The organism is Salipiger sp. ABF4_146 (assembly GCF_056161345.1).
This window is the reverse complement of the sequence record NZ_JBSWYX010000048.1, coordinates 1-9,055: the sequence shown is the minus strand read 5'-3', so window position 1 is coordinate 9,055 and position 9,055 is coordinate 1. Positions and strand designations below refer to the sequence as shown.

The 9,055-nt window shown below is 61.0% G+C and carries 7 protein-coding genes and 1 pseudogene; 6 read left to right on the top strand and 2 right to left on the bottom strand.

The window, feature by feature from the left end:
• Positions 1–917 precede the first annotated feature (917 nt).
• The 3 genes from ACXAJT_RS27195 to ACXAJT_RS27185 are packed head-to-tail and all read left to right on the top strand — an operon-like array spanning position 918 to position 3,066.
• Positions 918–1,361 carry a DUF2924 domain-containing protein gene (locus tag ACXAJT_RS27195; protein ID WP_475242046.1) on the top strand — a complete coding sequence of 148 codons (444 nt, stop codon included), beginning with the start codon at positions 918–920 and terminating at the stop codon, positions 1,359–1,361.
• On the top strand, positions 1,358–2,668 hold the full coding sequence (locus tag ACXAJT_RS27190; RefSeq protein WP_475242044.1) for a recombinase family protein: 1,311 nt from the start codon (positions 1,358–1,360) through the stop codon (positions 2,666–2,668). Before ACXAJT_RS27195 ends, ACXAJT_RS27190 begins: the two co-directional genes overlap by 4 nt.
• Positions 2,665–3,066: a hypothetical protein gene (locus ACXAJT_RS27185; RefSeq protein WP_475242042.1), complete on the top strand. Its 402-nt coding sequence runs from the start codon at positions 2,665–2,667 to the stop codon at positions 3,064–3,066. Before ACXAJT_RS27190 ends, ACXAJT_RS27185 begins: the two co-directional genes overlap by 4 nt.
• Positions 3,067–3,208: 142 nt before the next feature.
• Here the strand turns inward: ACXAJT_RS27185 and ACXAJT_RS27180 are convergent, their stop codons facing one another.
• Positions 3,209–4,756: a hypothetical protein gene (locus tag ACXAJT_RS27180; RefSeq protein WP_475242036.1), complete on the bottom strand. Its 1,548-nt coding sequence runs from the start codon at positions 4,754–4,756 to the stop codon at positions 3,209–3,211.
• 152 nt (positions 4,757–4,908) lie between these two features.
• On the opposite strand from ACXAJT_RS27180, the gene ACXAJT_RS27175 reads away from it, so the two are divergent.
• The 3 genes and pseudogenes from ACXAJT_RS27175 to ACXAJT_RS27165 form a co-directional block, all read left to right on the top strand.
• Complete coding sequence (locus tag ACXAJT_RS27175; protein ID WP_475242034.1) at positions 4,909–7,170, top strand: AAA family ATPase; 2,262 nt, start codon at positions 4,909–4,911, stop codon at positions 7,168–7,170.
• On the top strand, positions 7,167–8,141 hold the full coding sequence (locus tag ACXAJT_RS27170; RefSeq protein ID WP_475242030.1) for an HNH endonuclease family protein: 975 nt from the start codon (positions 7,167–7,169) through the stop codon (positions 8,139–8,141). The genes ACXAJT_RS27175 and ACXAJT_RS27170 overlap by 4 nt, the downstream gene beginning before the upstream one ends.
• Before the next feature lie 255 nt (positions 8,142–8,396).
• Positions 8,397–8,672, top strand: a pseudogene (locus ACXAJT_RS27165) (EamA family transporter); the annotation flags it as partial.
• 149 nt (positions 8,673–8,821) lie between these two features.
• On the opposite strand, the gene ACXAJT_RS27160 reads toward ACXAJT_RS27165, so the two are convergent.
• The coding region (locus ACXAJT_RS27160) for a hypothetical protein (RefSeq protein WP_475242028.1) at positions 8,822–9,055 on the bottom strand (234 nt) is incomplete at its 5' end.

Below are 9,055 nucleotides of genomic sequence, written 5' to 3'. Positions count from 1 at the left end.
TCAGCCAAAAAAGATCAGACATGTTCACCGCTCGTTTTCGAACGGTGAATCACGCTCGTCCAACCAAATCAATGGGTCCTGACCCTAGCCAGCTGGAGAGCGGGGCCCCTATGGCTGCCTAGAGACAAACTAGGAAGTGAACTGAACAGGGAACTGACCAGTGAACCAGATATCCGTGAAAAGAAAAAAGCACCTACGGCCGAGCCTCTTGATGCGCGTGAGCCCATGCTCGGCAAATCTCCTCACACGCCTGCAATCTAGCCCTGAGTTTTACTGCTCGATCAACCGCAACCAAGACACGCGCGCTTTCTTTTTTCACGGCTGTCCTACCGTTGCCATGCCGAAAGCCGTTTGCCATTCCGGGTGCACGGATCGCTTTGCCCTGCCCGGCGGCATGTGCTCTGCCCTTCGCGGGTCCTTCCGGCGGCACACGGTATGCGGGGGGCTGAAGCGCGGGAATTCGCCAGTTCCAGCGTTTTTTTTGGGTTCGCATCCGGGTTCGCAGGTGCGCACCTACTCCGGTGCGCACCCATGCATAACGATCTCGGGTATCAAACCCGCCGAGCGGTTGATCCACTCACTTCCATTTTGCGGCACCGCATATCCCACCGCTCCGTCGCAGATTTCGCGACCTCGAACCAGCAGCTCTCGAAGCCGTTCCGATTGGCACGGACTGTCCGCCTCTTCTCCCCTGTGCGGAGCATAGGCCGATGAAGCGTCCCAACCCAATCTCTCCTGGCCACCTCGCACCTCACGAGCGTTTGCATGAGCTCTGCCGCTTGCTGGCGCTGGGTGTAGTGCGGCTCCGCCTGCGCAATAGCGACCAATATGAGACACGCGACGGGAAGAGAGATCATTCGACTACACAAAGCCTCGCCGACGAGCAGCACTGGCATGGCTAGACTGGAGAACCGAAAATGACCGACACAATCTCTGCGCGTCTCGCCGCGCTGAAGACAACCCCGACGCCGGAATTGAAGGCGCAGTGGCGCACCCTATTTGACAGCGAACCGCCAGCATTTAATCGCCGCTATCTCGAGAGCCGGTTGGCCTACCGCATCCAGGAACTGGCCTATGGAGGCCTCAAGTCCCAGACCATCCGTCGGCTGGAGCGGATCGGTAATGACCTCGACGGCGGTGACCGCAAGAAGAGTAGCGTCCGCGCCAACCTCAAACCCATCGTCGGCACGCGGCTTGTGCGCGAGTGGCAGGGTGTCGAGCACGTCGTCACGGTCACCACCGACGGGTTTGAATGGCAGGGCAGACCCTACAAGTCGCTCTCCGCCATCGCCCGCGGCATCGCCGGTACTCGATGGAATGGCTGGGTATTCTTTGGTCTCAAGAGCCGGAGGAGCGCATGATCGAGCCGGCTCCGCGAAAACTTCGTTGCGCGATCTACACCCGGAAGTCCTCCGAAGAAGGGCTAGAGCAGGAGTTCAACTCCCTCCACGCCCAGCGCGAAGCCTGCGAGGCTTACATCGCCAGTCAACGCTCCGAGGGCTGGGTCCTTCTTCGTGACCACTACGACGATGGAGGTATCTCCGGGGGCACCTTGGACCGCCCTGCCCTGCACCGCCTTCTGCAGGACATCGAGGACGGGCTGATCGATATCGTGGTCGTCTACAAGATTGACCGCCTCAGCCGTGCACTCACGGATTTCACCAAGTTGGTAGAGGTCTTCGATCGGACCGGAGTGACCTTTGTCAGCGTGACGCAGTCCTTCAACACCACAAGCTCCATGGGACGGCTGACATTAAATATCCTGCTCAGCTTTGCCCAGTTTGAACGTGAGGTCACCGCCGAGCGCATTCGAGACAAATTCGCCGCCAGCCGAAAAAAAGGCATCTGGATGGGGGGCATGACGCCATACGGCTATCGAGTCGAGAACCGCAAGCTCGTTCCAGATGGCGAACACGTCGATCACGTCCGCTGGATCTTCGAAAAGTTCATAGAGATCGGCTCGGGAACAGAACTGGCCCGCGAAGTTGGTAAGCGCGGCATTCGCACGCCAAAGGGCAATCGGATCGACAAGAAATTCATCTATCGCTTGCTGAACAACCGTACCTATATCGGCGAGGTCGCCTACAAGGGGAACGTCTATCCCGGCGAGCACGACGCCATCATCGACCGCGAGACCTGGGACAAGGTCCATGCGATCCTTCAGGAGAGCCCGAGGAAGCGTGCGGCTAGAACCCGTGCCGAGACCGCCGCGCTGTTAAAAGGGCTGTTGTATGGCCCTGACGGCGCCGCATTCTCGCCGTCCCATACGCGGAAAGGCGCAAGGCTCTACAGATACTATGTGAGCCAAACCGTCCTAAAGCATGGCGCCGGGACGTGTCCTGTAGGTCGCGTCCCGGCGGGAGAGATCGAGGCCGCTATCATCGAGCAGCTCCGGGCTATGTTCCGCCAACCCGAGATCATCGCTGGGACTTGGAAAGCCGCTAAGAAACAGAACGGAGATGTTTCCGTGTCGGATGCCCGTGCGGCACTCCAGCAGCTCGATCCACTTTGGGATGAACTCTTCCCAACCGAGCAGGCCCGTATCGTGGCGCTGTTGGTCGAGCGGATCGACATTGGCCTGGAGGGCCTGAACATCCGGCTCCGGGTCAACGGTCTAACCGGTCTCGCCCGCGAGATGTTGCCTGGCAACAAAGGAGTAGCGGCATGAGCCAGCTCCGCGCCTCCCCCGAAACCCTGACCGTCAATGTGCCATTCCGATTGAAAAAGCGCGGCGGGCGAAAGGAAATACAGTTCCCAGCGAATGCACCGCCGCAACCGACAAGCAACAACGCACTCATAAAGGCGCTGGGCAGAGCGTTTCGGTGGAAACGGATGTTGGACACTGGCGACTTCACAACCATCAATGAACTCGCCCATCGCGAGGACATCGCCCCCTCCTACATGACACGCGTCCTCCGCCTCACTCTGCTGGCCCCTGATATCGTCGAGGCCATCCTGGACGGCCGACAGGGCCCAGAGGCCACTTTGGCGCTGCTGATGCAACCATTCCCCTTGGAGTGGCGCGAGCAGTCGAACCACTTTGGTCAGTTGGGTGCGACGCTTTGAGAACATTCCACCCTACTGTCGCTCCTTTTCGTGCCCTCACTCTTCGGCGTGATCGAGGCGCTGCGACATAGCTACGGATACGGAGCGCCGCCCACGTCCGAATGAGCCAGTGCCAAGAGGCGCGGCTTGTTGGCGTGCTCCATCACTTGCGGCCGAGGCCGAGCGCATTCCGCAGTTCCTTGATATGATGCGCCGGTTCCAGTTTGCCGGTCTTCTTGTCGGTTCCGCGGTGAATGTCCGTGCCGCCTTTCATCTTCCAATAGGAATTGTGGGTCATTACGCGGCGGCGGTGGTTCGGGTCGCGCGCTCCAGTCTCCGGCACCAGTTGCGGCATCACCGCGATGTCGCGGATGCCGCAAAAATGCCCATCGCCCTTGCCAATCCCGAATACCGATCCCAGCGGGCCAGAGATCAGATCACCGGTCACCACGGCTTTGTGCGGCGAATAGATATTGGTCCAGCGGGTGTAGCCGAAGACCGCGGCATGATGCGGCCAGCGCGGCATCTTGACCTCGCTGGAAAGGTCGTCCTTTTCCTCGTCCGTCAGCTTACCGATACCGGCGATGGCGCCACGGCGGAAGGTAAAGTGGCGCAGCTTGGTTTCGCCGTCATATTCGAGCGTTGGCGGGCAGGTCGCCAGCAGGCGTTCCTTCTGCCGGGCGTCGAGGTCTTCGCGGCTTTCGGCAAGCAGGAATTCGGCGTGGGTCAGCGGCGAGCCGAGGGTCACGAAATCGGTGACCTGCCAGGTGGCGCCAAGCTGGTTTAACTCCTCTCGGGCAGCGTCCTGTAGCTGCTGGTAGCGCTCTGGCGTCAGCTTTTCGGGGTGTTCGCTAAGCGACGAGAGACCCAGCCGGTGGCGGACGGCATCTTCGAGCGCGGCGCGGGCCGGCTGCCTTGTATCCGCGTCTAACCCCTCGCGCAGTCCACGGCAGTTATAGGCGAAGCAGACTGACAGGATGTCATAGGCCACGATCGTGCCCAGCGAATGGGCAACAACGATGATCCGGTCGAAATGCGGCTCTTCGGGATGGGTCGCGTCCCGCTGGGCGATCAGCGCATTCAGGAAATCCACGCCCGTGCGGCGGATTTCCTCGCGCCGGGCGATGTTGGGCGGGTCGGCCTTGGTGTAGCGGACCACGTCGCCGAAGCGCGCGACCATGACGTTGGCCACCACCCAGGCGGTGGCCGCGCTGACCCCGGCCATCAGCAGCGACCATGCCGGCGCGACGGTTGCGCCCGGCTCCTTAGGCCAGGCCGCCCAGATTGCCAACCCAGCAATGACCAGCGTGATGATCCAGAGCACGATCCATGCCGTGCGCACGTTGCGGGGCACACGGGTGAACGGGTTGCGAAACAGCAGGCCGAATATCCAGTCGCGGACCTGTTCCCAAGTGGTGCCGTGGACCAGATGCGCCCAGTAGAATTCGAAGAAATCGGTGTAGTAGTCGTTGTCGCCCTTCTCGGTGGTGATCCGGCGGGTTTCGTACAGATCGGTGCGGTCGTCCGGGCGGGTCCATGTCGGGTTCGTCGAGCGTTTCTCATCGTCGCCCTGAACCGGACGGTCCCTGTCAATGACATCCGGGTTCTCGCGCCAGACGGAGTCCACGAAGCCGCGCACGGTCTCCATCGGGACCTGTTCGCCCATGCCGTGCATGATGACCACGGCCTGCCGCAACTGTTTCTTGGCCATCGTCGCCGCCCCCCCTGAAATGCCATCCTGAAATCCTTTAGCAGAGTGCACTGCTGCGGCGATCCCGTCAAAAGCGAGGCCGGTTTTGTGCTTTTTCTTGCTAAAACCCCCTTCAATAGGGTCAATTCGGGCAAAGCCCGTTTGGATAGCCCATGATTTTCGTCAACCGAAGCCGAGTGCCGAATCCGCTTGATCCGTCGACCAAGCTTGGCGAAGCCGCCATAGCCGAGATTGACCGGATCAGGCAGGAGCTGGAGAGCGGCGAAGCGCGGCAACGCAGGCTGGTGTTTAAGGTCTACAGGGACAGACGGGTCCGGGAAGCCCTGGAAAAGTTGTTTCATGGCAAATGCGCCTATTGCGAAACCTCGATTTCCGCCAATCAGCCGATCGAGATCGAACAGTTCAGGCCCAAAGGCGGCGTGACCGAGGCGCCCGATCATCCGGGCTACTGGTGGCTGGCCAATAGCTGGGACAATCTGCTGGCGGCCTGCATCGACTGCAATCGGCAGCGCAACCACTTGTCGAAGATCGAGTCCTCGGTCCAGACCAGCGGCAAGGGCAACCGGTTCCCGCTTGTCGACGAGGCGCAGCGTGCCTGCAGCCCGTCAGACGATATCGGACGGGAACAGCCGCTGCTGCTGAACCCGACTGTAGACGAACCTTCCGATCACCTTGTCTTCGATGCCGATGGCCTCGTGCACAGCGACACCGAGCGAGGCAATGCCACGATTGCCGTGCTGGGGCTGAACCGGGTCGGTCTGGTTCAGGCGCGTCAGCGACTGATGACCACGTTCGAAGCTCTGGCAGAGCCGCTTATGGCGGGACGAGATACCTCGGACGAGAACCTGGGCCGGCTGATGAAGATGGCCGAGGACGATGCGCCTTATGCCGGCATGATCCGCCAAGCGTTGTCGCGGGAAGAGGGAATGCGCGCTCTGCTGGATTCGCTTGAGGCCGTTGCGCCCACCAGAAAACCGGGCAAGGTCACCAAGTCGCGGCTGAAACGGGCGCAAGCGAAGTCGAAGAGCTACACCAGCCGGATGTCGGACTATTCGCTGGACACCGAAGAGGGCCGGCAAAAGTTCAAGTCGCAACAACGTTTCATCGAACGGATGACGATCCACAATATCCGGGCGGTCCGCGATCTGGAGATCGATTTCGGCCAGCAGTCGCATGGACCGACTCCTTGGCTGATGCTTCTGGGCGAGAACGGCACCGGCAAGAGTACCGTTTTGCAGGCCATCGCGCTGGTGGTGTCGGGCCATGACCAGGTGCACAATTTGCTGGAAAGCGGGCGGCTCGATCCGGCAACGCTGGTGCGCTACCGCTGCCAGTCGGGCCGGGTCACGGTCAAGCTGAGCGGATTTCCCAAGCCCCATGAACTGATCGTCTATCGCGACCGGCTGGAATTCCACAGCCCGCACGGACAGGTCATGACCCTGACGGCTGACGGTTCGGCCTCGGGCGAAGGCTGGGAGGCGCAAACGCTGGTCCTGGGCTACGGCGCGACGCGTCTGCTGCCGCGAAAGGAGAGGTCCGAGACGGGGGAGAAGTTTTCGCGGGTCGAGAACCTGTTCGACGCCTTCGTCCCACTGATCGACGCGCAGACATGGCTGATGGGGCTGGACGGCAAGACCTTTGACGAAACCGCAATTGTGCTGAAGGATCTGCTGTCGCTCGATGAGACGTCGAAGCTGATCCGCGACCAGAAGCAAGTCTGGGTGCGTGATGCCAACAGCAAGACCGCGCTGAAGGACCTGAGCGACGGTTACCAGACCATCGTGGCGGTCACCGTCGATCTGCTGGAGGTATTGTCGCGGATCTGGCCCAACCTGACAGAGGCGGAAGGCGTCGTTCTGATCGACGAGATCGACGCCCACCTGCACCCGACCTGGCAGATGAAGATCGTCGGCAGCCTGCGCAAGGCCTTGCCCGGCGTGCAATACATCACCACCACGCATCAGCCGCTCTGCCTGCGCAGTCTGACCAGGGGCGAAGTGGTGGTCATGCAGCGCGGCGAAGACGGGCTAGTCGAGCCGCTGACCGACCTGCCCTCGCCGGAGAATTTCCGCGTCGACCAGCTGCTGACCTCGGATTTTTTCGGGCTGCGCTCGACCGTGGACCCCGAGGTCGAGGCGCTGTTCGACACCTATTACGCGCTGCTCGCGCTCGACACGCGTACGCCAGAACAGGAGGCCGAACTGGCCCGGTTGCAGGACGAGCTAAAAGACCGCCGCTACCTGGGCGATACCCAGCGCGAGACCCTATTCTACGAGGCTATCGACGCGATGCTGGCCAAACGGAAAACCGGCGAAAGGCGATCCCCGGAAGACCTGCGCAGCGAGGCGGTCGAACAGGTCAGCAGCATGTGGAAGCAGGTCCTGGCTGAGGAGGAGGTCGGAAAACCGTTATGATCAAGGTGCCGCGCGATCCGACACTGCCCGATCTGCCGGTCTACACCCGGCAGAATTCAAAGGCGCTGGATGGCACCAAGATCACCAAATACGACCAGGAAAAGGAAAAGGCGATTGCCTTCTTCACCGACCTGGCCAACTACGAAAATGACAAGAAGAAGACCAAGAAGTCGTTCAAGTTCATGGTCTACAAGAACGACGGGCTAGTGGCGCTGCTAGAAAAGACCTTTGGCAAAAAGTGCGCCTATTGCGAAAGCAATTTCGCCGCGGTTACGCCGAGCGACATCGAACATTTCCGCCCGAAATCGGCAATCAAGATCGACGCCGGAGAGCTGAAACCCGGCTATTTCTGGATGGCCGGAGACTGGACGAACTTGTTGATTTCCTGCCCCGATTGCAACCGGTCGCGCACCCACGAGGTGCCGGGGCAAAGCGCCGGGGTCGTGCTGGGCAAGGCCACGCAATTTCCGCTGGCGGACGAGACCGCGCGGGTCCGCGCCCCCGCGGATTCACTCGCCGCAGAGGAGGCTGTGCGGCTGTTGATTGACCCCTGCGTCGAAGACCCCGAGGATCACTTGGAATTCGACGCGGACGGCAATGTCCGGGCGCGGATCAGGAACGGCGTGCCGAGCGACAAGGGCGCGGTATCGATCGATGTCTACGCGCTGCGCCGCAAGGCGCTGGTAGAGGCGCGGAAGGCGGCGCTGCTCGAGCTGGAGTTCTCGATAGAAGAACTGACCGACCTGGTGATCCAGAACAACCGGATGCACGAAGACGGCGTTGCCCCCGATATGATCGAGCGCAACAAGACCCAGATTGCTCGATGCATGAAGCGGCTGGCGGGCCTTTTCGGTGACCATGCGGAGTACCTGGCGGCGAAGCATGATTGGCTGCGCGCACAAAACGAGGGCGGGGCATTTGCCCTGCTCGGCGATTTCGGGATCGACCCGATGGACCTGATCGCCGCCTGAGGCCCGTGTTTCAAGATCGCCAGTCAGGCGAATGCGCTTGTCAATCCGCGGTGCAGGCAGCCCCATCGGGCCACCGGAACTCTGAAAGGGACCAAGACCATTACGATTGCGTGAAGCTGGCAGTTTTGGGCGCTTCTCGCGGTGGTCTTTGCCGCCCTCACCGCCATCCTGGTAAAGCTGGGTGGGGGACATCAACTTCGATTTTGACGCCCTGATCCGGACCGCGGTGGTTCTGGTGGCCTTTTCGTTCTCGTCTGCACAACCGGCAAGTTCGAAAGCCTCAGTTCCCTCGGGCCGAGGACGTGGCTGTTCCTCATCCTGTCCGGGCTGGCGACGGGCGCTTCGTGGCTGTGCTATGCCCGTGCAATGCAACTGGGCGAGGCGCCGCGGGTCGCGCCGGTGGACAAGCTGAGTGTGGTCTTCTGGGCGCTGATCGCGTCGGTGTTCCTGGACGAGCGGCCGTCGGCCGTGGATTGGTTGGGCGCAGGGCTGATCGCGGCCAGTGCAGTGCTGGTCGCGACAGAGCCATAAACGGCCCGCGTCTAATCGTAGCAGCCCGCTTCAGTTCAGCCCGAGGGGCTACAACTGTCATATGCCGTGACGATATCAGCAGCGGCGGCGGCCGCCTTTTCCACCACCGCACAACAAGAACCACCGGGATGATTTGGTGAGGATGGTGCTCAACAAATGGCATTGCCCCCCAGAAGGTTCTTGCCGCTACCGTCTTCGAAACGCTTGATGAAGTGTCCCGTTTTGAAGTCCACGGCGCTGCCTTCCTGCCCAATGGCCGGTTGCTGAACTGGAACGGTCATCTGACAATTTTGCTTAGGGTCAGGACCCATTGATTTGGTTGGACGAGCGTGATTCACCGTTCGAAAACGAGCGGTGAACATGTCTGATCTTTTTTGGCTGAG

Excerpts from the sequence above, each read along its gene's own strand:
- ACXAJT_RS27195 (WP_475242046.1), top strand. The coding sequence starts at position 918 with ATGACCGACACAATCTCTGCGCGTCTCGCCGCGCTGAAGACAACCCCG.
- ACXAJT_RS27170 (WP_475242030.1), top strand. The coding sequence starts at position 7,167 with ATGATCAAGGTGCCGCGCGATCCGACACTGCCCGATCTGCCGGTCTAC.
- ACXAJT_RS27175 (WP_475242034.1), top strand. The coding sequence starts at position 4,909 with ATGATTTTCGTCAACCGAAGCCGAGTGCCGAATCCGCTTGATCCGTCG.
- ACXAJT_RS27180 (WP_475242036.1), bottom strand. The coding sequence starts at position 4,756 with ATGGCCAAGAAACAGTTGCGGCAGGCCGTGGTCATCATGCACGGCATG.
- ACXAJT_RS27190 (WP_475242044.1), top strand. The coding sequence starts at position 1,358 with ATGATCGAGCCGGCTCCGCGAAAACTTCGTTGCGCGATCTACACCCGG.
- ACXAJT_RS27185 (WP_475242042.1), top strand. The coding sequence starts at position 2,665 with ATGAGCCAGCTCCGCGCCTCCCCCGAAACCCTGACCGTCAATGTGCCA.